Origin of the sequence: Vogesella oryzae (genome assembly GCF_902829295.1) — a bacterium.
In the GTDB taxonomy this organism is placed as follows: domain Bacteria; phylum Pseudomonadota; class Gammaproteobacteria; order Burkholderiales; family Chromobacteriaceae; genus Vogesella; species Vogesella oryzae.
Map to the genome: position 1 here is coordinate 146,266 of NZ_CADEPL010000019.1, position 24,067 is coordinate 170,332.

The window sequence follows — 24,067 nt, forward strand, 5'->3', positions numbered from 1 at the left end:
CATGGATTTTGCCCTCAGCGACGACCAGCTCGCCTTCCGTGACAGCGCGCGCGCGTTTGCCAGCCACGAGCTGGCGCCGCACGCCGCGCACTGGGACGAAGCAGAGATTTTCCCGCTCGACACCCTGCGCCGCGCCGGCGAAATGGGCTTCTGCGGGCTGTATACGCCGGAGCAGTACGGCGGCCTGGGTCTGGGTCGTCAGGATGCCGCCATCGTGTTCGAGGAACTGGCCGCCGGCTGCACCTCCACCACCGCCTACCTCACCATCCACAATATGGTGAGCTGGATGGTGGGCAGCTTCGCCCGGCCGGAAGTTGCCGCGGCCTGGGCGCCGCGGCTGGCCAGCGGCGAGCTGCTGGGCAGCTACTGCCTGACCGAGCCGGGCGCCGGTTCTGACGCCGCCAGTCTGCGCACCCGCGCCGAGCGCCAGGGCGACAGCTACGTGCTGAACGGCAGCAAGGCCTTCATCTCCGGCGCCGGCAGCAGCAATGTACTGGTGGTGATGGCGCGCACCGGCGGGCTGGGGCCCAAGGGCATTTCCGCCCTACTGGTGCCAGCCGACACCCCCGGCATCCACTACGGCAAAAAAGAGAAAAAGATGGGCTGGAACAGCCAGCCCACCCGCACCATCACCTTCGACAATGTGAGCGTGCCTGCGGCCAACCTCTTGGGCGAGGAAGGCCAGGGCTTTGCGCTGGCGATGAAGGGGCTGGATGGCGGTCGCATCAATATCGCCACCTGCTCGGTCGGCACCGCGCAAGCCGCGCTGGAAGCCGCCACCCGCCATGTGCAGCAGCGCCAGCAGTTTGGCCAGCCGCTGGCCGAGTTCCAGAGCGTGCAGTTCCGCCTGGCCGACATGGCCACCGAGCTGATTGCCGCCCGCCAGCTGGTCAGATTGGCCGCATGGAAGCTGGACACCGCCAGTCCGGATGCCAGCAGCTACTGCGCGATGGCCAAACGCTTTGCTACCGACACCGGCTTCAAAGTGGCCAACGAGGCGCTGCAGCTGTTCGGCGGCTACGGCTACATCAAGGAATACCCGCTGGAGCGCTACCTGCGCGACAACCGCGTGCACCAGATTCTGGAAGGCACCAACGAAATCATGCGCGTGATCATCGCCCGCCGCCTGCTGCAGGACGGCGCGCTGGACACGCTGCGCTGAAACCGGACACAGGAACCCCGACATGAGCTACAGCAATCTGCAGGTCGAGAAAATCGGCCATACCGCCCTCGTCACCATCGCCAACCCGCCGGCCAATACCTGGACTTACGACAGCCTGCAGGCACTGAAGCGGCTGGTGGCCGACCTCAACGCCGACCGCGACATCTACGCGCTGGTGATCACCGGTGACGGCGAGAAGTTCTTCTCCGCCGGCGCCGACCTCAAGCTGTTCGCCGACGGCGACAAGGGCGTCGCCGCCAGCATGACCATCCTGTTCGGCGAGGCATTCGAGGCGCTGGCGGCGTTCCGTGGCGTCAGCATCGCCGCCATCAACGGCTACGCCATGGGCGGCGGGCTGGAATGCGCGCTGGCCTGCGACATCCGCATCGCCGAGGAGCAGGCGCAGATGGCGCTGCCGGAAGCCACCGTCGGGCTGCTGCCCTGCGCCGGCGGCACGCAAAACCTGCCGTGGCTGGTGGGCGAAGGCTGGGCCAAGCGCATGATCCTGTGCGGCGAACGGGTGGATGCTGCGACCGCGCTGCGCATCGGGCTGGTGGAAGAAGTGGTGGCGCGCGGTGGCGCCCGTGACGCGGCGCTGGCGCTGGCGGAAAAGGTTGGCCGCCAGTCGCCCTGCTCGGTCACCGCCTGCAAGACGCTGGTGCAGCGCGCGCGCCATGCGCCGCCGGCGGCCAACCTGATCCACGAGCGTGAATTGTTCATCAAGCTGTTCGATACTCAGGACCAACGCGAAGGCGTGCAGGCATTTCTGGAAAAACGCACAGCGCAATGGAAAAACGCCTGAGCAGACCGCCGGAAGCCGACACCCAAGGGGACACCATGAACGATGCGGTACTGTTTGACGAAATCACCACTGCCGGCGGCCAACGCATCGGCGTGGTGCTGCTGAATGCGGAAAAATCGCTGAATGCGCTGAATCTGGAGATGATCAAGCTGCTGGATGCGCGGCTGTCGATCTGGGACCGCGACGACGGCATCGTGGCAGTACTGCTGCGCGGCAGCGGCGACAAGGCGTTCTGCGCCGGCGGCGATGTGCGCGCCATGCGCGAAGCGATTGTGGCCAACGATCAGTATCCGGATGCCTTTGCCAGCGACTTCTTCGCCCGCGAATACGCGCTGGACTACCGCATCCACACCTGGCGCAAACCGCTGCTGGTGTGGGGCAACGGCATCGTGATGGGCGGCGGGCTGGGGCTGATGGCCGGCGCCAGCCATCGCGTGGCCACCGCCAGCACCCGCATCGCGATGCCGGAAATCGCCATCGGGCTGTATCCGGATGTCGGTGCCAGCTGGTTCCTGCAGCGCATGCCGGCCAAATGCGGGCTGTTCCTCGGCCTGACCGGTGCAGCACTGAACGCGCGCGATGCCCTGCTGGTGAATCTGGCCGATCACATCCTGCCGCAAGACGGCTGGCCGACACTGCTGACGCAACTGCAGCAAGCAGACTGGCAAGCCGACGCCGCGGCCAACCACGCACTGCTGACCGCTTTGCTGGGCGAGCTGGAAGCCGGCAATGGCGACAGCGTGGCCGACAGCAATGTGGCACGCAACCTGCCGGCCATCCATGCGCTGCTGAATCAAGGCTCGCTGACCGCCTTCGATGCCGCGCTGCGCCGGCAGACATTCGACGACCCGTGGCTGGCGGCGGCGGCGCAGAGCTATCGCGCCGGCTGCCCCACCAGCGCCGCCGTGACCTGGGAAATCTTCCAGCGCGCCAAGCATCTGTCGCTGGCCGAGGCTTTCCGCCTGGAACTGGTGCTGTCGGTGAATTTCTGCGCCGCGCCGGACTTCCGCGAAGGCGTACGCGCGCTACTGGTGGACAAGGATAGACAGCCGCGCTGGGCGCGCCCGCTGCTGGCCGATGTCGATGCCGGCTATGTGGCGCAACATTTTGCCCCGCCGTGGCGGCCACAAGACCATCCATTGGCTACGCTGTAAGTACCCGTCCACCCGTTCCGTGCACCCGCCGTCGCAGCCCGGCGTAACGGGCAGCCGACTTCAGGCAGGAACCTGCACCGCAAGGAGCCGCATCATGCAACACATCGCATTCATTGGTCTGGGCAATATGGGCGGCCCGATGGCCATCAACCTGGTAAAAGCCGGCTACGCCGTGCGCGGCTTTGATCTGGCGGCAGAAGCGCTGGGCCACTTTGCCGCCCATGGCGGCAGTGCGGCGCGCTCGGTGGCGGAAGCCGTCGCCGGCGCCGACACCATCATCTCCATGCTGCCGGCCGGTAAGCATGTGGCTGCGCTGTATCTGGGCGAGGAAGGCCTGTTCGCCACCCTGCCACAAGGCACGCTGGTGATCGACTGCAGCACCATCGACGCGCAAACCGCCCGCGAGGTTGGCCGCGTGGCCGAGCACAGCGGGCTGTGCTTTATCGACGCCCCGGTCTCCGGCGGCACCGCCGGCGCAGCTGCCGGCAGCCTCACCTTCATGGTGGGCGGCGATGCGGCCAACGTCGATGCCGCCCGTCCGCTGCTGTCGGCAATGGGCAAACGCATCTTCCATGCCGGCGATGCCGGTGCCGGCCAGATCGCCAAGGCCTGCAACAACATGCTGCTGGGCATCCTGATGGCCGGCACCGCCGAGGCGCTGGCGCTGGGCGTGAAAAACGGGCTGGATCCGGCGGTGCTGTCCGAGATCATGGTCAGCAGCTCCGGCCGCAACTGGGCTCTGGAGCTGTACAACCCGTGGCCGGGCGTGATGGACAATGTGCCAGCCAGCCACGGCTACCAGGGCGGCTTCATGGCCGAACTGATGCTGAAAGACCTGGGTCTGGCCGAAGAAATGGCGCTGCACAGCCATGCGGCCAACCCGCTAGGCGCGCTGGCACGCAGCCTGTTCGAGCAGCACGTGGCCGCCGGCAACGGCAAACTGGATTTCTCCAGCATCGTGCAGCAATTCCGCCGTTAGGCCGGCTAGCGACGGGAGGCCGGCAACTTGCCGGCCACCCGCGCCCTCACCGCGCAACAAAAGCGCGACAAACCGCAAGTTTTCGCAGCAGGCGCCGCGCAATCGGAGTACACTTGCGACTTCGCGCCTTTGCCAATCAGCGCGACCTCCTTCTTAGGCCCTGGCTTTCTGCCCGGCCCATCTCGACAAACAGAATAATGTCTACCCGGATTGGTATTGTGTTACGCAATGGGCAGGCATCTGATTGCAAACTAATACATGTCAGAATCGAATTTTGCCGCACTGGGCCTTGCTGAGCCCATCCTGCGTGCCGTAGCCGATACCGGTTACACCCAGCCTACCCCTATCCAGGCACAGGCCATTCCGCAGGTACTGCAAGGCGGCGACCTGTTGGCAGCCGCCCAAACCGGCACCGGCAAAACCGCCGGCTTCACCCTGCCGCTGCTGAACCGCCTGATGGACCAGCCCTCCAAACAGAAGGGTCGCCCGCGCGCCCTGGTGTTGCCCCCGACCCGCGAACTGGCCGCCCAGGTGGAAGAATCGGTCCGCGAGTACGGCAAGTACCTGCCGCTGAAATCGATGGTGATGTTCGGTGGCGTCGGCATCAACCCGCAGATCTCCGCGCTGAAAAAGCCGGTGGATATTCTGGTTGCCACCCCGGGTCGCCTGCTGGATCACGCCGGCCAGAAAACTGTCGACCTGTCCGGCGTCGAAATCCTGGTACTGGACGAAGCCGACCGCATGCTGGACATGGGCTTCATCCATGACATCAAGAAAGTACTGGCCCTGCTGCCGGCACAGCGTCAGAACCTGCTGTTCTCCGCCACCTTCTCCGACGAGATCAAGAAACTGGCCGACAAGCTGCTGAACCAGCCCAAGCTGGTGGAAGTGGCCCGCCCGAACCAGACCAACGCCCAGATCACCCAGAAAGTGCATCTGGTCGACCGCGATCGCAAGACCGAGCTGCTGATCGAGATGATCAAGGCCGGTGACTGGCATCAGGTACTGGTCTTCACCCGCACCAAGCACGGCGCCAACCGCCTGGCGGAAAAGCTGGAAAAAGCCGGCATCGCCAGCATGGCCATCCACGGCAACAAGAGCCAGGGCGCACGCACCAAGGCACTGGCCGGCTTCAAGGACGGCAGCCTGCCGGTACTGGTTGCCACCGACATCGCCGCCCGCGGCCTGGACATCGAAGAACTGCCGCACGTAGTGAACTTCGAACTGCCCAACGTACCGGAAGACTACGTACACCGTATCGGTCGTACCGGCCGTGCCGGCTGCCAGGGCGAAGCGATCTCGCTGGTATGCGTCGACGAGCTGGGTTTCCTGCGCGACATCGAGAAGCTGACCAAGCAATCCATCGACCGCTTTAGCGTGCCAGGTTTCGAGGCCGACCCGCATGCCGAGCCGCAAGCCATCGAAATCGGCCTTGGCCGTTATATCCACGGCGCACTGACCCCGACCACCGCACCGAAAGGCGCCAAGGGCGACAGCCGTGGTCGTGGCGGCCAGCAACGCAGACAGCCGCAAGCGTCCCGCGCCAAGCCGGCCGGCGACAAACCGGCAGCCGCCGAAAGCAACCGCGACAAACCGCGCCAGCCGCAAGGCAAGCGCCCGCCGAAACAAGGTGATGGCGCGCAACGCCAGCAGCCCGCGGCGCGCAATGATCGCCAGGGACAAGGCCAGGGCCAGAACAGCGGCCAGCCGCGCCGCCAGGACAAGCGCAAGGTAGCACCGGGCATGGCCGAGCCGAACGGCAACGTGTTCTACGACAATGGCCCGCGTCAACCCAGCCTGACCATGCATGAACTGAGCCAAGGTCTGATCCCGGGCAAGCCGCAACGCCAGTACAACGGCAACCCGCTGCACCAGCAGGCGCCGCGCGGTCACGGCGGTGCGCGCCAGGGTCAGGGCCAGGGCGGCAAGCCGCGCCAGCAAGCGGCGCTGTTCAACGCCCCCAAGCGCAAGCCTTAAGCCACACCCGCGATGCGGCCAACGTTGGCCGCATGCAAAAACCGGTCATCGCCACGATGACCGGTTTTTTTACGGCCTCACCACCAGCCAGCCCGTCTTCCTGTTCATTCAGCAAGCCGCCGCGGTAGCCTCACGACATCGGCAGCATGCGCTAGGCCTTGTCCTGCACGACATAGCCCTTGGCCTGCAGCGCCCGCCGCCATTCTGACAGTGCAATCGCGGCCAGCGCCGATTGACCGGTAAACCCGAACTCGATGTGCATCTGCGGAATCGCCTCGGTGCCGAAGCTGGGCAAGCTGGACAGACGCAGTGCCGGATAGCGGTCCACAAACTCCTGCATCAGGCTGATCAGATCGCCCTCGCGCGCCTCCAGCGCAATGCACCCCAACTCCACCTCCGGCTCGGCGCTGAACAACTGCCGGTAATGCGTATCCAGCACCCACTCCACCATGGGCCAGGCCATGCTGGGGAAGCCGGGCACAAAATGAACATTGCGGCAGGAAAAGCCGGGAATCTGGTTTACCGGGTTCGGAATGATCTGCGCACTGGACGGAAAGGCCCCCATATTGATGCGATGCGGATAGGCGTCGGTACCAAAGCGCTCTTCGATCAGCTCTCTCGCTTGCGGATGCACCGCCAGCAACTCGCCCAGCGCGCGCGCGGCACAGCCGCGGGTATGATCGTCCGGCGTGGCACCGATGCCACCAAAGCTGAACACCAGATCGCCACTGGCAAATGCCCGCGCCAGCGCAGCTTCGATACGCTGCGGATCGTCCCCCAGATATTCCACCCACGACAGCTTCATGCCGCGCGCGGCCAACATGCGAATCAGCGCCTGCATGTGCTTGTCCTGGCGTTTACCAGAAAGCAGCTCGTCCCCGATGATCAGCGCACCTGTTTTCATTCCGTTCATCCTGCCATTAAAGAACCCACGGCATAGTACAACGTCCCCAGCAGTTCGCGCAGCGCCTGGTGGTTTTCCTGTAGCGCCCGCCCCTGCGGAATCCAGTTCAGCACCCCGTCACCATCGTAGCGGGTAAATCCGGTAGGCGCCGGCAACACCTGCAGGCCCTGCTGCCGGAAGAACGGCAGCGCACGTCGCATATGCCACGCCTGGGTCACCAGCGTTACGCGCGTGATCCCGGCCTGCCGCAGCAGGCGTGCACTCAATTGTGCATTCTGTAACGTGGTATTGGACTGATCCTCCACCCAGCGCGGCGGCAAGGCATAGTCCTCTTGGAGGGTGCGCGCCATCACCCGCGCCTCGGGCTCGCCGCCCAGTGGAGCACCACCACTCAACAGCAACGGCAGGCCGCTACGCCGCACCAGCCAGGCGGCATAGCGCACGCGTCCGGCACTATCCGCACTCAGCACGTTGGCCGCATATTCTGGCGCCGGCTTTTTGCCACCACTCAACACCACAATTGCCTGCGTTTGTTGCACCTGCGCCAGATCAGCCGGCGGATAACGCTCCAGCCAGCCATTGAGCTGCATGGCGGTTACCGGCAACGACAGCAGCCATGCCAGCAGCGCACTACCCCATAACAATGCGCGCGCCAGACGCGGCCGACTTCGCAGCAGACACAGGCCAGCCACAATCGGCAGCAGATAGGTAAACGGCGGCAACAACAACGCCCCCAGCAACTGGTGCAGCAGCACCTGCAGGTTGACACCCGCCATCATCAGACCCCTCTCGACATCACGACCCGGCACATAGCTTCAGTCATCACCATAAAAAACGCCCCCGGATTCCGGGGGCGTTGATCTGGCAGCGTAAAAGCTTACTCGCCGAGGTAGGCGTTACGCACCCGCTCGTCGGCCAGCAGTTCCTGCGCCGGACCGCTCATGGTGATGCGACCGCTTTCCATCACGTAACCGCGCTGCGACACCTCCAGCGCCAGCTTGGCGTTCTGCTCCACCAGCAGCATGGTCACGCCTTCCTTGGCAACCATCTGGATGATCTCGAAGATCTTTTCCACGATCAGCGGTGCCAGACCCATCGACGGCTCATCCAGCAACAGCAGCTTCGGCTGGGAGATGATGGCACGTGCCATCGCCACCATCTGCTGCTCGCCACCGGACAGCGTACCGGCCAGCTGCTTCTGGCGCTCTTTCAGGCGCGGAAACAGCTCGTAGCCACGCTCGATATCGCGCTGGATGCCAGCCTTGTCGTTACGGTGAAAGCCACCCATTTGCAGGTTTTCTTCTACCGTCAGCTTGCCGAAGATACCGCGACCTTCCGGCACCATCACCAGACCATTACGCACAAAGTTGTGCGGTGCGATGTTGTCGGTTTCCTTGCCATCAAAGTGGATGCTGCCGCCGGATTTGCGCACCATGCCCACCAGGGTTTTCAGCGTGGTGGTCTTGCCGGCGCCGTTGGCACCGATCAGGGTCACCAGCTCGCCCTTGTTGATGTGGAAATCGATACCGCGTACGGCCTGGATGCCGCCGTAGGCCACTTGCAGGTTTTTAACTTCCAAGAGACTCATGAGTGTGCCGCTCCCAGGTAGGCTTCGATGACTTTAGGATCCTTGCGCACCACTTCCGGCACGCCTTCCGCGATTTTCTTGCCGTAGTCGAGCACGGCAATGCGGTCGCACAGGCCCATCATCAACTTCACGTCATGTTCGATCAGCAGCACGGTGACGCCGTCGTTGCGGATCTTCTCCATCAGCGCCTTCAGACCCTCGGTCTCGCTCGGGTTCATACCGGCAGCCGGTTCGTCCAGTGCCAGCAGCTTCGGCTCAGTGGCCAGCGCACGGGCGATTTCCAGACGACGCTGGTGACCGTAGGACAGGTTGCGGGCACGTTCGTACGCCACATCCTCGATCCCCACATAACGCAGCAGCTCCCAGGCTTTGGCCTCGATCGCGGCTTCTTCCTGACGCACAGACTTGGTACGCAGCACCGCGCCCAGGGCATTGGCCTTGGAGCGGATGTGGCGGCCAACCATCACGTTTTCCAGTGCCGTCATTTCGTGGAACAGACGGATGTTCTGGAAGGTACGGGCAATACCGCCGGACACCACGATATGCGGAGGCGCACGGAACAGGTCGATACCGTCGAAAGTGAACTGGCCTTCATCCGGGGTGTACAGGCCGGTCAGCACGTTGAACAGCGTGGTTTTACCGGCACCGTTCGGGCCGATCAGACCGTAAATCTCGCCCTTGTTGATATGCAGGGCAACATTGTTGAGGGCATGCAGACCGCCAAAGCGTTTGTGGATGCCTTCGATTTTCAGCAGAACTTCAGCCATGGCTTAACCTTTCTTGGCATCGTCAAACTCGGCCTGGCGTCGCTTGGACGGCCACATGCCTTCTGGGCGGGTCAGCATCATGACAACCATGGCCAGACCGAACAGCAGCATACGAGCGTTTTCCGGATCGACAATCATGCGGCCAAAGGTGTGCATCTGCAGCGGGCCAATCACGTCGCGCAGGATTTCCGGCGCAATGGTCAGTACCACCGCCCCCAGAATCACGCCCGGGATATGCCCCATGCCGCCCAGCACCACCATGGCCAGAATCATGATCGATTCCAGCAGACTGAAGGACTCAGGAGAGATAAAGCCCTGGAAGGCCGCGAACAGACCGCCTGCCACACCACCGGACAGTGCGCCCAGTGCAAAAGCCAGCAGCTTGATGTTGCGGATGTTCAGACCCATGGCGGAAGCGGCGATGTAGTCTTCGCGCATTGCCACCCAGGCACGACCGATACGGGAGTGCTGCAGGCGGGACACCATGATCACGACCAGCACGGTCAGTGCCAGGAACATGTAGTAATACAGGTGCACCGGGTTCAGGGTAAAGGAACCGATCTGGGTAACCTTGCCCAGCGAGAAGCCGGCAAACTGGATCGGATCCACCAGGTTGATACCCTGCGGGCCGTTGGTGATGTTGATCGGTGCGTTCAGGTTGTTCATGAAGATACGCACGATTTCACCGAAGCCCAGCGTCACGATGGCCAGGTAATCACCCTTCAGCTTCAGTACCGGCGTCCCCAGCAGAATCCCGAACAGGGCGGCAAAGCCGGCACCCAGCGGAATGGTGATGTAGAACGGCAGGTGAATACCGAAGTGCGGCGAGCCCAGCAGCGCGAAGGTGTAGGCACCGACGGCATAGAAGGCGATAAAACCCAGATCGAGCAGGCCGGCAAAGCCCACCACGATGTTCAGACCCAGCGCCAGCATTACATACAGCAGCGCAAAGTCGATGGTACGCACCCAGGCGTTACCCAGCGTGCCGCTGACCACGAAGGGCAGCACTGCCAGCACGATGGCCGAAGCCAGGAAGGTGCCGAGTTTCTTGTTGCTTGTCATTAGTTGTGCTCCTACCTGGACTTATGCGCGATCGGCAATCTTTTCGCCCAGCAGACCGGACGGGCGGAAGATCAGCACCACGATCAGCACGGCAAAGGCGAAGATGTCCTGGTAGTTGGAACCCAGGAAACCACCCGTCAGGTCACCGATGTAACCGGCACCCAGACTTTCGATGATACCCAGCAGGATACCGCCGGCTACCGCGCCACCCAGATTGCCGATACCGCCCAGCACCGCAGCAGTAAACGCCTTCAGGCCGATCATGAAGCCCATGTAGTAGTGAGCCTGGTCATAGTTGGTTGCAACCATCACGCCGGCAACGGCACCCAGACCGGAGCCCATCACGAAAGTGGCGGAAACGATGGTATTGACGTTCACCCCCATCAGACCGGCAACGCCCGGGTTCTGGCTGGTGGCGCGCATGGCGCGACCCAGTTTGGTCTTTTCGACCACCAGCAACAGACCGGCCATCAGCACCAGGCACAGGATCACGATCAGCACCTGCAGCTGGGTGATAGTGGCACCGAAGATGTCGATGGTGTCGTGGTTCAGAATCGGCGGGAACGGAATGTAGTTACGGCCCCAGATCAGGATGGCAACCTGCTGCAGCACGATGGACAGACCGATCGCGGTAATCAGCGGTGCCAGCTTGGGCGCATTGCGCAGCGGGCGGTAGGCCACGCGCTCGATGGTAAAGCCCAACAGCATGCACGCTGGAATGGCCACCATCAGGGCGATCAACACCATTGCACCACCCGGAAGGTGGATGCCGGCATTGGTCATGGCAGAGATGACGGTGATGGTAACCATGGCGCCAAACATCACCACTTCGCCGTGAGCGAAGTTGATGAGGCCCATGATCCCGTACACCATGGTATAGCCGAGTGCGATCAGGGCATAAATGCTGCCCAGCACCAGACCATTCAGGATCTGTTGTACAAAAATGTCCACGGTGGGATCTCCTTTGGATGAACGTCCCGACGGTTTTTTAGGGTTTATCCCTCTATTACCGCCTTGCATGCTTTATCGGCCAGACTGTCAACCAGACCGACAAGCCGAGCGGATTATGTAGGCGTATTCAATCGACTGTCAACGATAAAACCCTTAAAACCGGACGTTTTCCGACAAAATTTCCACAACACATAAGCAATTGATTTTATTATGTTTTATTGCAAAAAAAGAAAGCGCCACCGCCATGTTGCAGTGCAACCAAACGGGTTTTCGCGCTTTCTTTTTCATAGCGTTACAAATTAAAAATTTTCGTATTTTTTCATTCTGAAAACATATAGTTTCGGATACGAAAAGCAATGCGATCGTTTTCGCACCAATCACGGGCAAATCCACGCACCAATACTGTATACAATCGACCTTATTCGATTTCGAAACATAAAAAAGCCGCCACACGACATTATCGTGCGGCGGCTTTTGCCTGAAAGATGACGCCAGACGCTTACAGCAACTGGAACGGGTAAACCGAACCCAGGCGCAGAATGCCGGTCAGTTCGTCCAGTGCGGTACGGCACTCCAGCAACAGCTGCGGGTCGCCCAGATCCGCCGGCGCAATGCGATCGCGATAATGCTTGTCTACCCAAGCATTAAGTGTGCCAAACAGCGCATCGCTCATCATCACGTTCGGATTGACGGCCGCAATCTCGCGCTCGGACAGCGCAACACGCAGACGCAGACAAGCCGGGCCACCGCCATTCTGCATACTCTGCTTCAGGTCGTAGACACGGACTTCATCGATCGGACCGCCGCTGACGACCAGCTTCTGTAGGTAGTTCCAGACACGCTCGATATTGCGACACTCTTCCGGCACCACGATGATCATCTTGCCGTCCGGCTTGGACAGCAGCTGGCTGTTGAACAGGTAGCTCTTCACTGCCTCTTCGACGGACACCTCGGCTTGCGGCACCTCGATGGCGATGAACTTGCCACCGGCTGCTGCCAACTTGCGATCCAGCTCGGCCAGTACCTCAGCCTGATGCAGGAACGACTTTTCGTGATGAAACAGCACGTTGGCATTGCCTACCGAGATCACGTCGTTGTGGAACACGCCGGCATCGATGGTGGCCGGATCCTGCTGCGCATACACCACACCCTGCTCTTTCAGGCCATGCAGGCGGGCAATCGCCTGACAGGCTTCCAGTGTCTGGCGTGCCGGAAAACGGGCCGGCGCCGGATAGCGACTGTCGAAAGCCGCCGCGCCGAACACGAAGAACTCCACGCCGGCACCATCGTACTCATGGCAGAAACGGGTATGGTTGGCTGCGCCTTCGTCACCGAAGTGCATCTGCGCCGGCAGCGCTTCGTGCACCATGAAACGCGATTCGTCGGCAAACATCGCCTGCAGGATGCGGCGGGTGGTCGGATGCTCGATGGAGCGATGGAACTTGTTGTTCAGGTTGGCCGGCGTGAAATGCACGCGACCATCGGCGGTATCGCCGGACGGGCTGACGGTGGCCGCGTTGGCCGTCCACATGCAGGAAGCCGAGGAAGCAGCCGCCAGAATCGCCGGCGCTTCCTTGGCGGCACGTTCCACCACCTGCGCATCGGTACCGCCAAAACCCAGGCGGCGCAGGCTGGCGACGTCCGGACGCTCGTGCGGCGCCAAGACGCCCTGCTTGAATCCCATGTCATGCAGCGCCTTCATCTTGGCCAGACCCTGCTTGGCTGCCAGCTTGGGGTTGGATACCGCATTCTGGTTGCCGGTAGAGGCCACATTGCCGTAGGACAGGCCGCTGTAGTTGTGCGTCGGGCCGACCAGGCCGTCAAAGTTCACTTCAAATGCGTTGCTCACAGTACGATCCCCGGGGAAAGTTGAGACGGAACGGTCAGGCTGTCGCATTCCAGCGACGCCACCGGCCAGGCGCAGTAATCGGCTGCGTAGTAGGCGCTGGGGCGATGGTTGCCCGAGGCGCCGATGCCGCCAAACGGTGCAGCACTGGAAGCGCCGGTCAGCGGCTTGTTCCAGTTCACCACGCCGGCACGGCTTTCCAGCAGATAGTGTTCGTATTCGGCACGGTCATCCGACAGCACGCCACCGGCCAGACCAAAGCGGGTGTCGTTGGCGATATCGATGGCCTGCTCGAACGAGGTGTAGCGAATCACCTGCAACAGCGGGCCGAAGAACTCATCATCCGGACGCTGGGCGTTGGTGGTGTCGATGATGCCCGGCGACAGGATGGCGCCGGTTGCGGACAGCCGCTTCATTTCCAGCAGGCTGACACCGCCACTGGCCAGTAAGTTTGCCTGCGCTTTGAGCAGACCTTCGGCGGCCGCGGTGGAAATCACCGAGCCCATGAATGGCTGCGGTTCTTCGTTGTACAGACCCACTTTCAGGTTGGCCGCAACCTCGACCAGGCGTGCCACGAAGGCATCGCCCCACTGCCCTGCCGGTACCAGCAGGCGACGGGCACACGTACAACGTTGGCCGGCGGACACAAAGGCGGACTGGATCACGTGGTGCACCGCGGCATCCACGTCGGCCACCTTGCCGACGATCAGCGGGTTGTTACCGCCCATCTCCAGCGCCAGAATCTTGTCCGGCTGGCCGGCGAAGTTCTTGTGCAGCAGGTTGCCGGTGGCCGAGCTGCCGGTAAAGAACAGGCCATCCAGACCGGCGTGATTGGCCAGGGCGATACCGGTGTCCTTGGCGCCTTGCGCTAGGTTGATGACGCCGGCCGGCAGGCCAGCCTCGTTCCACAGTCGTACGGTTTCCTGCGCCGTCCACGGTGTCAGCTCGGACGGCTTGAAGATCACGGTGTTACCGGCAATCAGCGCCGGTACGATGTGGCCGTTAGGCAGGTGGCCCGGGAAGTTGTAAGGCCCGAACACCGCCACCACGCCATGCGGCTTGTGACGCAACACCGCCTGGGCATCACCCATCGGCGCGGCACGTTCACCGGTGCGCTCCTGGTAGGCTTTCACCGAGATGTCCACCTTGTTCACCATGGTGGTGACTTCGGTTTGTGCTTCCCACATCGGCTTGCCGGTTTCCTTGGCGATGATTTCGGCCAGGCTGGCCTTGTTGGCCGCCAGCAATTCGCCAAAGCGGCGGATGATGGCGATGCGCTCGTCCACCGCCAGCCGTGCCCAGGAACGGAAGGCGGCCCGCGCGGCGTTAACAGCGGCATCCACCTGCTCGCTGCCGGCGGCATTTCCCTGCCAGATCAGCTCGCCGGTTGCCGGATTATGCTTGCTCATGGCTTCGCCGCTACCGGCCAGCCACAAGCCGTTAATGAATTGGGTACTCACTGTGCAGTCTCCTTCGGCGACAGTGCGACCACACGCACCATGTCTCCCTGCTTGATTTTCAGTGCCGCTGCCTGTTCGGCAGTGATGTCAATGCTGTCCTGGCCGGCCGGTTGCGAGACCATGATCACGCGGAAGTCAGTCAGACTGGTATTGGATAACAGCAGGCACTCGCCTTCTGTCACCTGCGCTACCACGTTGGCCGCCAGCAGACGGCTGTCACGCACGGCGCGGATGTCCCGGGTGTAGGACTGTACGGTCGGGCCGCCGTCGAAGATGTCGACATAGCCTTCGTAACGGAAGCCCTCGCCATACAGCATGGCCACTGCCGGACGGGTGTTCTCATGGGTCTGGCCGATCACGGCCTGCGCTTCCTGCGGCAGGAAGTCGATGTACACCGGAAACTTCGGCATCAATTCGGCCACGAAGGCCTTCTGACCAACGCCGGTCAGATAGTCGGCCTCGGCAAAATCGATGGAGAAGAAGTGGCGACCCAGCGCTTCCCACAGCGGCGATTTGCCATTTTCATCCGACACGCCGCGCATTTCTGCCACCACCACCTTGCCGAACAGCTCGGGGAACTGGGCCAGGAACAGGAAGCGGCTCTTGGACAGCAGGCCGCCATTGCGGTTGACGCGGAAATCCGGATGCAGGAACAGCGTGCACAGCTCGCTGTAGCCGGTATGGTCGTTGGACAGGAACAGGGTTTCGTGACGGGTGTAGACACCCAGTTCTTCCGAGGCGTGCACGATGGTGCCGACACGGTAGTTGTACCACGGCTCCTTCAGGCCGACGGCCGCCTCCAGCGCGCAGATACCGCCCACGCGGCCACTGTCGCTATCTTCCAGCACGAACACATAGCCGCAGTCTGCCAGTTCGGCCTCGCCGGCAAAGGTTTTTACCGAGCGCGCAATACGTGCGGCCAACCTTTCGGCGTTCACCGGCAGCGAGGTCAGGCCCACACCGGCGCTGCGCGCCAGCTCCATCAGACCGTCCAGATCACTGGTACGGATCGGGCGAATTACCATCATGCTGCTTTCCTCCCTGCTTCCGGCAGCAGTGGCACGACACAGGCTTGCTGGCCACTGGCGAGCGCCAAGACACGGGCGGTGTCCGGCGTAATGAACAACACATCGTCAACCAGCGCCGCACGGGCCTGGGTAACGGCAAATTCGCTGCTGCGATGATTGGAGATCAGCATCTCGACCTCGCCTTCCGGCAGCTCCGGCGTCACTTCCACCCGATGGATGCGCTGCTCGCGCAGGCTGAACAACTGGTCGACTTCGGCGGTCAGCACCGCGCCACCGTCGAAAATGTCGATGTAGTCGTCGGCCTCGAAACCTTCGCGGGTAAGGATGTTGAACGGGCGCTCGAAATCGGGGTGAATCTGGCCCACCGCGCTTTGCGCCTCATCCGGCAACAGCGGCACATAGATCGGGTAAGTCGGCATCAGCTCGGCAATAAAGGTCTTGCTGCGCTGGGCAAAGGCCTGCTCCACCTGCGCGAAGTCCATATTGAAGAAGCGGCGACCGATGGCGTTCCAGAACGGCGACTGGTCATCGCCATCCAGGATGCCCTGCATCTCGACCAGAATGCGGCGGCCGAAGCGCTCGCGGGCGGCCGCGATATACATCAGACGGGCACGCGACAGCAGCTCGTAGGCACGCAGCTGCTGCTTGGGAGCGCAGAAATAGCCGCACAGCTGCACCAGACCGGTCAGGTCGTGACACATGGTCAGCACATGGATGCGGTTATTCACCTTCAGCGCACGCGATGCATGCACCATGGTCTCGCTGCGGTAGCTGTAGAACGGCTCTTCAAAGCCAGCCGAAGCACTGATGGAAGCAGTGCCCACCACTTCGCCTTCGTCTTCCAGCACGAACATATAGTATTCGCGGCCGGTACCGGCGATGGCCTCGTGCTCGAACGCGCCGATCGAGGACTGGATTTTCTCGTAAAGCTTTTCGCGATTGTTCGGCAAACTGGTAACGCCGATCCCGCTATCTACCGCCATCTTCTCGATGACCGGCAGGTCGGAAATACGGACTGGGCGCACTGTCAGCATGACATGCCTCTCTCTCGTAAATATCCGGAATTCAGGCGCAGCGGCACCCGCCCTGCCGCCGGACTGGCAGCAGGGTTCCCCTGGATTGGAATGAATAGGTTAGACCGGAGGCGGGATCAGCCGCGGTTGGCCGCAACCACGGCAGCGACAGCGGCGTCGAAGCGGGCCAGACCTTCGTCGATGTCCTTGTCTTCCACCACCAGCGACGGGGCGAAGCGCACCACGGACAGACCAGCTACCAGCACCATCAGCTGCTGGGCCTCGGCGGCCTTCAGGAATTCGCGGGCGCGGCCGGCGAATTCATCGGTCACCACGGCGCCGATCAGCAGACCCATGCCGCGGATTTCCTTGAACACGTTGTACTTGGCGTTGATGGCGTTCAGGCCATCGACAAAGCGCTGGAACTTGGCATTCACACCGGCCAGCACTTCCGGACGCGACACGATCTCGACCACTTTGTGCGCCACGGCGGTAGCCAGCGGGTTGCCGCCATAGGTGGTGCCGTGGGTGCCAACAGCCAGGCTCGGTGCCACTTTGGCAGTCGTCAGCATGGCGCCGATCGGGATGCCGCCACCCAGCCCCTTGGCGGAAGACAGGATGTCCGGCGTTACGCCGTAAGCCTGGTAGGCGTACAGGGTGCCGCAGCGGCCGATACCGGTCTGTACTTCATCGAACACCAGCAGCGCATTGTGCTGGTCGCACAGCTCGCGTGCTGCCTGCAGGTATTCCTTGGTAGCCGGCAGTACACCGCCCTCGCCCTGCACCGGCTCGATCACGACCGCGCAGGTCTTGTCGGAAATGGCGGCCTTCAGTGCTTCGATGTTGTTGTATTCAACGTGGGTAATACCGGCCGGGTTCGGACCGAAACCCTCGGCGTACTTGGGCTGGCCACCGACGTTAACGGTGAACACGGTACGACCGTGGAAAGAGTTCTTGCAGGAAATGATTTCGTATTTGTCGGCGCCAAAATGGTCGGCGGCGTACTTGCGCGCCAGCTTGAATGCGGCCTCGTTGGCCTCGGCACCGGAGTTGCAGAAGAACACGCGCTCGGCAAAGGTTTTTTCCACCAGCAGCGAAGCCAGCTGCAGCGCTGGCTCGTTGGTGAACACGTTGGACAGGTGCCACAGCTTGTGCGCCTGTTCGGTCAGCGTGGCAACCAGTTCTGGATGACAATGACCCAAGGAATTCACCGCGATACCACCGGCAAAGTCGATGAACTCGCGGCCAATCTGATCCCACACACGGGAACCTTCGCCCTTTACCGGAATGAAACCGGCCGGGGAGTAGTTGGGGACCATGACCTGGTCGAAAGTTTCGCGAGTGATTTGCTTGCTCATTGATGGGTTCCTTCCTGCAATTCGTCTTGAGTTCTTGTGTTGGCGACCCGCCTTCGTGGGGTGCGGCGGGCCTGTCCCTTAGGCTTGCATCGATTCTAATCGAATCTTTCGGCCAGACCATATCCGCTATGCGACATGGCCTTACACTTTTTCAAGAGATATACAAGTGTGAACCAAAAACAAAAAATCAAGCTATTTCAATGAGTTGCTGCAGCTTATTTGCATCCGGAATATGAATTTCCCTGCCGTCGACCACAATCTGTGCCTGCTCCGACAGTTTTTGCAGCACACGGGAGAAGGTTTCCGGCGTCAGGTTCAGCCGCGAGGCCATTACCTGCTTGTTCACCGGCAATGTCACCGCACCGGCGTGCTCGCCATCGCCCAGTGCCTGTAACAGATAACTCACCACTCGTGCCACCGCGCCTTGCAGGCTGTAGCTGGCCACATCCTGCAACAAACCGTGCAGCCGCATCGACAAACCGGCCAGCATGCGGCGCGCCAACTGCGGATCGCCATCCAGCAGCGACAACAGCGGCGGCGCCGGCACAAACAGCACCAGCGCATCTTCCAGCGCCTGCGCCATCACCGGGTAGCTGCCGCTCATGAACATGATCGCCTCGCCAAAGCTCTGGCCCGGATAGATGATCTCTACCACTTTCTCGCTGCCACTGCGCGACGACACACTGAGTTTTATCTTGCCGTAGACCAGCACGTGCATGCCATCGCAGGCATCGCCGCGCTGGAACAGCACGCTGCCTTTGTCGTAGCGATGCTCGGTAGTGACACTGGCAATCTGCTGCAGATGCTCGGGCGAGCAGCTGGCAAACAGCGGCAGATGCTGCAGGAAACGGATGGCGGACGGTTGCATGGTGGGGGCTCCTGATTTCTTGACGACTGTCATTCTCGCCAGTGCCGCTACAACCGACACTGGCCGTATCGCTAGTTCCGACTGTTAATAGCAGTTACCGTCATGAGCCGCCATACACCATTAGAGCTAATCACCCGCGCCCCGCATCGCACCGGCTTCGTGCCGGGCATCGCCGCCGCCGCCCTGCTGACCCTGGCCTGGGCCGCCGAACTTGGCCTGCGCCTGGCCGGCGGCAGCGTTGCCACCAGTATTGCCGTTTCGCAGGCACACGGCCTGCTGATGCTGTACGGCATCTTCCCGTTCTTCATGTGCGGCTTCTGCTATACCGCGGTGCCGCGCTGGCTGAATGTCGACGCCCCCGCTGCGCGCAGTTTTGTCACCATGCCGCTGTTGTTGCTGGCCGGCGTACTGTGCTGGCTGGTCGGTCTAAGGCTTGGCAGCAGCTGGTTGTTGGCCGGCACTGCCGCACAGTTGGCCGCATTCAGCGGGCTGATCGCCACCCTCGGCGCCATGATCCGCCGCAGCACCGTGGCCGACAAACAGCACGCCCGCTGGGTGGTGGCCGGTTTCGCGCTGGCGGCCACCGGGCTGATATTTGCCCTGCTGTGGCTGAGCGGGTTGCTCGCCAACGGCTGGTGGTGGACGCGGCATATCGCGCTCTATGGTTTTCTGCTGCCGGTCTTTCTGACAGTCACCCACCGCATGCTGCCGTTTTTCAGCAGCAGCGTACTCAAGCCCTACACCGTGTGGCGGCCTTACTGGCTGTTGCAACTGTGGCTTGCCGGCAGTGTGCTGCACGGCGCCTTGGGTATTGCCCTGCTGCCACAGTGGCCGCTCGATCTGCTGCTGGCCGCATTGTTCGGCTATACCAGCTGGCGCTGGCAGCTGCGCCGCAGTCTGGCGGTTCCGCTGCTGGCGATGTTGCACCTGGCCTTTGCCTGGCTGGCGCCCGCCTTCCTGCTGCAGGCCCTGTCCGGCCTCGGCTGGATCTCGCCGCTGGCCGGGCTGCACGCCATCACCATCGGTTTCTTCATCACCATGCTGGTCGGTTTTGCGTCGCGCGTGATGCTGGGACACTCCGGACGACCGCTACAGGCCTCGCCGGCACTGTGGCGGGTGTATCTGCTGCTGCATGCGGTAGCGGTACTGCGGGTGGCGGCAGACATCGCCACCGGTGCGGCCAACCTGTTGCTGGCAGTAGCCGCGATTCTGCTGGCTCTGCTTTTTGCCGGCTGGCTGCAGCTGGGCACGCCGTGGCTGCTGCGCCAGCGGGTAGACGGCAAGGAAGGCTAGGACACCCACTGCGCATAGTTTCGGCTGGCGCGTTCATTGAAATAACATCTACGCTGAGGAAGAGTTACAGTAAAGTGGCGCCTAGCCGCAAACCGACAGGAGAACATCATGACCGAGGCCACTTTGCTGATCGTCGAAGACAGCCAGAGCCAATGCGCCCTGTATCGCAACCTGTTCGACACGCAATACAGCCTGCGCTTTGCGGCCAACGGTCAGGAGGCGCTGGCGAGCGTGGCGCAGCAGCAGCCGGACGCGATCCTGCTGGATGTCGAGATGCCGGACATGGACGGTTATGCCGTCTGCAGCCAGCTGCGTGCTGCCGGCCATGAGATGCCGATCCTGTTTGTTTCCGCCCACAGCCAGCTGGAAGACCGCCTGCAAGGCTACGATGCCGGTGGCAACGACTTTCTAAGCAAACCGATAGACGGCCGCGAGATGCTACTGAAGGTGGCGCTGGCGCTGCGCAGCGTGGCAGAAAAGCGCGAGCTGCAACAAAGCGGCCAGCACGCGTTTTCCGCCGCCATGACCGCGATGAGCGCGATGTCGGAAATGGGCGTGCTGATCGAATTCATCCGCAACGTCTCCAGCCTCGCCAGTTATGGCGACATCGCCACTGCCGTCTGCAACACGCTGGAATCCTTTGGCCTGCACGGCTGCGTGCAGGTATACGGCAGCAACGGCGAAACCCTGCACTCCACCGATGGCCATGCCAGCGAGCTGGAAGCCAGCATCATCGCCAATGCCCGCACCCTGTCGCACATCTATTCCAGCGGCAGCAATACCTCGTTCAACTACCCGCACTGCTGCCTGATCGTGCGCGACATGCCGCTGGATGACGAAACCCGCTGCGGCCGCCTGCGCGACCACCTGGCGATTCTGGCCGAAGTCGCCGCCACCCGCGCCCAGGCGCTGGACGAACTACAACGCGAACTCGGCAGCCTGCAGCGCCAGCTGGATGCCCTCAATGCTGCCGTCCTTGCCCTGCGCCGCGAGCTGCCCGCCAGCAGCGCCAGCATCGGGCTCAGCAGCCAGCAGCAACAGCAACTGGCCCGCCTGTTCGACCAGCAGCTGGTAGCACAACACAAGTCCTGAGTTTCCGTCACACGCTAGCCGCTAGCCGCAACGACAGATACCCGCTCGTCACAAAGCCTTGCCAGACATGGCTGGCAGCCATTTTCACGTAGTCGCGCAACTACACTAAAACCGCCTTGCCTGCCGCTTTGGGCTAGGGTAAAAGCTGGTTTCCACTTGTTTGCGAGACTTGTCATGTCTGCCCCGCTGAATGTCGCCCTGGTGGGTTACGGCTATGCCGGCCGCACCATCCACGCCCCGCTGATCAAGGCCAGCCCGCGCCTGAAACTGCACACCATCGTCAGCAGCAAGAGCGAGCTGGTGCAAGCCGAACACCCGGGTGTCCACATCGCCAGCGATACGCTGCAGGCACTGGCCGATCCGCAGGTAGATCTGGTGGTGATTGCCAGCCCGAACGACAGCCACTTCATCCATGCCGATTGCGCGCTGGGCGCCGGCAAGCATGTGGTGGTAGACAAGCCGTTCACGGTACCGCTGGATGAAGCACAGCGGCTGATTGTGCGGGCGCGGCGTCACCAGCGCCTGCTGTCGGTGTTCCACAACCGCCGCTGGGATGCCGACTTCCTCACCGTGCAGCAACTGTTGGCCGCCGGCACCCTGGGTGACATCACCCTGTTCGAGTCTCGCTTCGAGCGCTATCGCCCGCAGGTACAGGTTCGCTGGCGCGAATCCGACGTTGCCGGTGGCGGCCTGTGGTATGACCTCGGCCCGCACTTGCTGGATCAGGCACTGCAGCTGTTCGGCACCCCGCGCGCCATTCATGCCGACCTGGCAGCACAGCGCCAGGGCGCGGTGACTACCGACTACTTTCATGTCCAGCTGCGCTACCCGCGCCTGCGGGTACGGTTGTCCGGCAGCTGCCTGATCAGCGGCGGCTCGCCGCGCTTTGCCGTGCACGGCACCACCGGCAGCTTTGTGAAATACGGACTGGACACGCAGGAAGCGATGCTCAAGCGCGGCGAACAGCCGGGTGACCATGGCTGGGGCGATGACAGCCTGCATGGCATGCACTACTGGCAACAGGACGGCGAAGAACACGGCGCCGCCTACCCGACCACGCCCGGCGACTACCGCCGCTTTTACGACGGCGTTGCCGCCTCCATTCTCGACGGCGCACCCAATCCGGTGTCGGGCGAGCAGGCAGCAGAAGTCATGCGCCTGATCGAACTGGGTGTCGCCAGCGCCCGCAGCGGTCAGGAGCTGGCAGTCAGCCCCGGCTATTGAGCCAGCCGCTGGCGATCTCGCCATAGGGATGCCATCGCCGTGCGGCCAACCTTTTCCCCGGCGCGGCCGCTATTCCCAGCTCACCGCCGACAGGAACAGATAACCGGCGCCATAGACGGTCTTGATCATGCGCGGGCTGTAGGAGTCGTCCTCCAGCTTGCGCCGCAAGCGCGAGATACGCACATCGATACTGCGGTCGTACGGCGACATGTCATCCAGCCCCAGCAGCTGCTCGCGTGGCAGCACGCGGTTGGGGCGCTCCAGAAAACGCTGCAACATCTGCCCCTCGCCGGCGCTCAACGCCTTCTCAACGCCATCCGGCGAAGTCAGGGTCAGACTTTCCGCGTCGTAGCGCCAGCCGGCAAAACGGGCCACCCGCCCGCTGCCGCTGGCCGGTGCCTGCTGGCCGTCGTCGCAACGGCGCAGGATGCTGCGCACCCGCGCCACCAGCTCGCGTGGCTCGAACGGCTTCATGATGTAGTCGTCGGCACCGCTCTCCAGTCCCATCACCCGGTCGCCGACATGACCACGGCCGGTGAGGATGATCACCCCGCAGCGGCGCAACGCGCGCACCTCGCGCACCAGTTCCATGCCATCCATGTCCGGCAGCCCCAGATCGACAATCACCAGATCCGGCAGCTGCTGGCGCAGCCGGCGCTGCAGCTCGCTGCCGCTGTGGAACACTTCGCAGCGAAAGTGGTAGTCGCGCAGCACGTTGCCGATCAGCCGCGCCACCGCCAGCTCGTCCTCGACCAGAAAAATCAGCTTATCGGCATCGGCGGCCGGATTCAGGGTTGTGGCGGACACAGCATCACCTCGTCGAGCAAAGCGGCCAACTGGGCCGGGGTAAAAGGTTTTTCCAGCTTGGGGAAGTTGGCCGCAGCACCGCGGCCAACCTCGTCGTAACCACTCATCAGCACGATGCGCATCTTCGGCCGCAGCTGGCGCGCATGCTGTGCCAGCGCGCGGCCGTCCAGCTGCCCCGGCATCACGATGTCGGTCAGCAGCAGGCCGATATCGTCGATGCTGGCTACCATCAGCGCCGCCTCGTCGCCGCTTTCCGCTTCCAGCACCGGAAAGCCCAGCCCGGTGAGCTGCAGCCGCACCACGCGCCGCACATCCGGATCATCCTCCACCAGCAGCACCAGTGGCCGTTCACGCCCGCCGGCCTTGCCACTGAAGTTGAGCCGCCCGGTCAGCGCCACTTCCGGCGCCGTATACGGCAGATACAGGCTGAACAGCGAGCCTTTGCCCGGCGTGCTGCTGACCTGCACCGCACCGCCGGACTGGCGGGCGAAACCATAGACCATCGCCAGTCCCAAGCCGCTGCCGGAACCGAAACGCTTGGTGGTAAAGAATGGCTCGAATACCCGCAACTGCACCTCGTGGCTCATGCCGCTGCCGGTATCGCTTACATCCAGCCGCAGGTAATCGCCGGGCGGCAACTGCAACTCGCTATCGCGCTCTGCCAGCGTGATACGGCTGGCGGCCAACGTTAGCTGCCCGCCGCCCTCCATTGCGTCGCGGGCATTCAGTACC

The 24,067-nt window shown here is 62.6% G+C and carries 22 protein-coding genes; 8 read left to right on the forward strand and 14 right to left on the reverse strand.

Annotated elements, in window-relative coordinates; translation table 11 throughout:
* Position 1: 1 nt before the first annotated feature.
* The 5 genes from HU218_RS08325 to HU218_RS08345 all read left to right on the forward strand — a co-directional run bounded on the left by HU218_RS08325 (position 2) and on the right by HU218_RS08345 (position 6,074).
* Positions 2–1,162 carry an acyl-CoA dehydrogenase family protein gene (locus tag HU218_RS08325; RefSeq protein WP_174874471.1) on the forward strand — a complete coding sequence of 387 codons (1,161 nt, stop codon included), beginning with the start codon at positions 2–4 and terminating at the stop codon, positions 1,160–1,162.
* 22 nt (positions 1,163–1,184) lie between these two features.
* Positions 1,185–1,964 carry an enoyl-CoA hydratase gene (locus HU218_RS08330; protein WP_174874472.1) on the forward strand — a complete coding sequence of 260 codons (780 nt, stop codon included), beginning with the start codon at positions 1,185–1,187 and terminating at the stop codon, positions 1,962–1,964.
* Positions 1,949–3,118 carry an enoyl-CoA hydratase/isomerase family protein gene (locus HU218_RS08335; RefSeq protein WP_246210861.1) on the forward strand — a complete coding sequence of 390 codons (1,170 nt, stop codon included), beginning with the start codon at positions 1,949–1,951 and terminating at the stop codon, positions 3,116–3,118. The genes HU218_RS08330 and HU218_RS08335 overlap by 16 nt, the downstream gene beginning before the upstream one ends.
* A 94-nt stretch (positions 3,119–3,212) precedes the next feature.
* Positions 3,213–4,097 (forward strand): 3-hydroxyisobutyrate dehydrogenase, encoded by an 885-nt coding sequence (mmsB, locus tag HU218_RS08340; RefSeq protein WP_174874473.1) that lies wholly within the window; start codon positions 3,213–3,215, stop codon positions 4,095–4,097.
* 258 nt (positions 4,098–4,355) lie between these two features.
* Positions 4,356–6,074 (forward strand): DEAD/DEAH box helicase, encoded by a 1,719-nt coding sequence (locus HU218_RS08345; protein ID WP_174874474.1) that lies wholly within the window; start codon positions 4,356–4,358, stop codon positions 6,072–6,074.
* A gap of 151 nt (positions 6,075–6,225) precedes the next feature.
* On the opposite strand, the gene HU218_RS08350 is transcribed toward HU218_RS08345, so the two are convergent.
* From HU218_RS08350 to HU218_RS08405, 12 genes are all read right to left on the reverse strand, one after another.
* Complete coding sequence (locus HU218_RS08350) at positions 6,226–6,978, reverse strand: competence/damage-inducible protein A (RefSeq protein WP_174874475.1); 753 nt, start codon at positions 6,976–6,978, stop codon at positions 6,226–6,228.
* A 5-nt stretch (positions 6,979–6,983) separates the two neighbouring features.
* Positions 6,984–7,757 carry a YdcF family protein gene (locus tag HU218_RS08355; RefSeq protein ID WP_174874476.1) on the reverse strand — a complete coding sequence of 258 codons (774 nt, stop codon included), beginning with the start codon at positions 7,755–7,757 and terminating at the stop codon, positions 6,984–6,986.
* 98 nt (positions 7,758–7,855) lie between these two features.
* The gene (locus HU218_RS08360; RefSeq protein WP_174874477.1) at positions 7,856–8,566 is read right to left on the reverse strand and encodes an ABC transporter ATP-binding protein; all 711 of its coding nucleotides are present in this window, start codon (positions 8,564–8,566) and stop codon (positions 7,856–7,858) included.
* Positions 8,563–9,333 (reverse strand): ABC transporter ATP-binding protein, encoded by a 771-nt coding sequence (locus HU218_RS08365; RefSeq protein ID WP_174874478.1) that lies wholly within the window; start codon positions 9,331–9,333, stop codon positions 8,563–8,565. The genes HU218_RS08360 and HU218_RS08365 overlap by 4 nt, the downstream gene beginning before the upstream one ends.
* A 3-nt stretch (positions 9,334–9,336) precedes the next feature.
* A complete protein-coding gene (locus HU218_RS08370; RefSeq protein ID WP_174874479.1) occupies positions 9,337–10,395 on the reverse strand; it encodes an ABC transporter permease subunit in 1,059 nt (352 codons plus the stop codon).
* Between the two features lie 21 nt (positions 10,396–10,416).
* Positions 10,417–11,346 (reverse strand): branched-chain amino acid ABC transporter permease, encoded by a 930-nt coding sequence (locus HU218_RS08375; protein WP_174874480.1) that lies wholly within the window; start codon positions 11,344–11,346, stop codon positions 10,417–10,419.
* Between the two features lie 499 nt (positions 11,347–11,845).
* Complete coding sequence (astB, locus tag HU218_RS08380; protein WP_217450756.1) at positions 11,846–13,195, reverse strand: N-succinylarginine dihydrolase; 1,350 nt, start codon at positions 13,193–13,195, stop codon at positions 11,846–11,848.
* Positions 13,192–14,652: a succinylglutamate-semialdehyde dehydrogenase gene (astD, locus tag HU218_RS08385; RefSeq protein ID WP_174874482.1), complete on the reverse strand. Its 1,461-nt coding sequence runs from the start codon at positions 14,650–14,652 to the stop codon at positions 13,192–13,194. The genes astB and astD overlap by 4 nt, the downstream gene beginning before the upstream one ends.
* Complete coding sequence (astA, locus tag HU218_RS08390) at positions 14,649–15,680, reverse strand: arginine N-succinyltransferase (RefSeq protein ID WP_174874483.1); 1,032 nt, start codon at positions 15,678–15,680, stop codon at positions 14,649–14,651. The genes astD and astA overlap by 4 nt, the downstream gene beginning before the upstream one ends.
* Complete coding sequence (locus tag HU218_RS08395) at positions 15,677–16,714, reverse strand: arginine N-succinyltransferase (RefSeq protein WP_174874484.1); 1,038 nt, start codon at positions 16,712–16,714, stop codon at positions 15,677–15,679. The genes astA and HU218_RS08395 overlap by 4 nt, the downstream gene beginning before the upstream one ends.
* Positions 16,715–16,830: 116 nt before the next feature.
* Positions 16,831–18,051: an aspartate aminotransferase family protein gene (locus HU218_RS08400; protein ID WP_174874485.1), complete on the reverse strand. Its 1,221-nt coding sequence runs from the start codon at positions 18,049–18,051 to the stop codon at positions 16,831–16,833.
* A 187-nt stretch (positions 18,052–18,238) separates the two neighbouring features.
* On the reverse strand, positions 18,239–18,919 hold the full coding sequence (locus HU218_RS08405; RefSeq protein WP_174874486.1) for a Crp/Fnr family transcriptional regulator: 681 nt from the start codon (positions 18,917–18,919) through the stop codon (positions 18,239–18,241).
* Between the two features lie 102 nt (positions 18,920–19,021).
* On the opposite strand from HU218_RS08405, the gene HU218_RS08410 reads away from it, so the two are divergent.
* From HU218_RS08410 to HU218_RS08420, 3 genes are all read left to right on the forward strand, one after another.
* A complete protein-coding gene (locus HU218_RS08410) occupies positions 19,022–20,212 on the forward strand; it encodes an NnrS family protein (protein WP_174874487.1) in 1,191 nt (396 codons plus the stop codon).
* A 108-nt stretch (positions 20,213–20,320) separates the two neighbouring features.
* Positions 20,321–21,304 carry a response regulator transcription factor gene (locus HU218_RS08415; protein WP_174874488.1) on the forward strand — a complete coding sequence of 328 codons (984 nt, stop codon included), beginning with the start codon at positions 20,321–20,323 and terminating at the stop codon, positions 21,302–21,304.
* 174 nt (positions 21,305–21,478) lie between these two features.
* Positions 21,479–22,528 (forward strand): oxidoreductase, encoded by a 1,050-nt coding sequence (locus HU218_RS08420; protein WP_174874489.1) that lies wholly within the window; start codon positions 21,479–21,481, stop codon positions 22,526–22,528.
* A 69-nt stretch (positions 22,529–22,597) separates the two neighbouring features.
* Here HU218_RS08420 and HU218_RS08425 read toward each other — a convergent pair whose 3' ends face one another.
* Complete coding sequence (locus HU218_RS08425) at positions 22,598–23,335, reverse strand: response regulator transcription factor (protein WP_174874490.1); 738 nt, start codon at positions 23,333–23,335, stop codon at positions 22,598–22,600.
* The coding region (locus HU218_RS08430; protein ID WP_174874491.1) for an ATP-binding protein at positions 23,317–24,067 on the reverse strand (751 nt) is incomplete at its 5' end. The genes HU218_RS08430 and HU218_RS08425, both read right to left, overlap by 19 nt.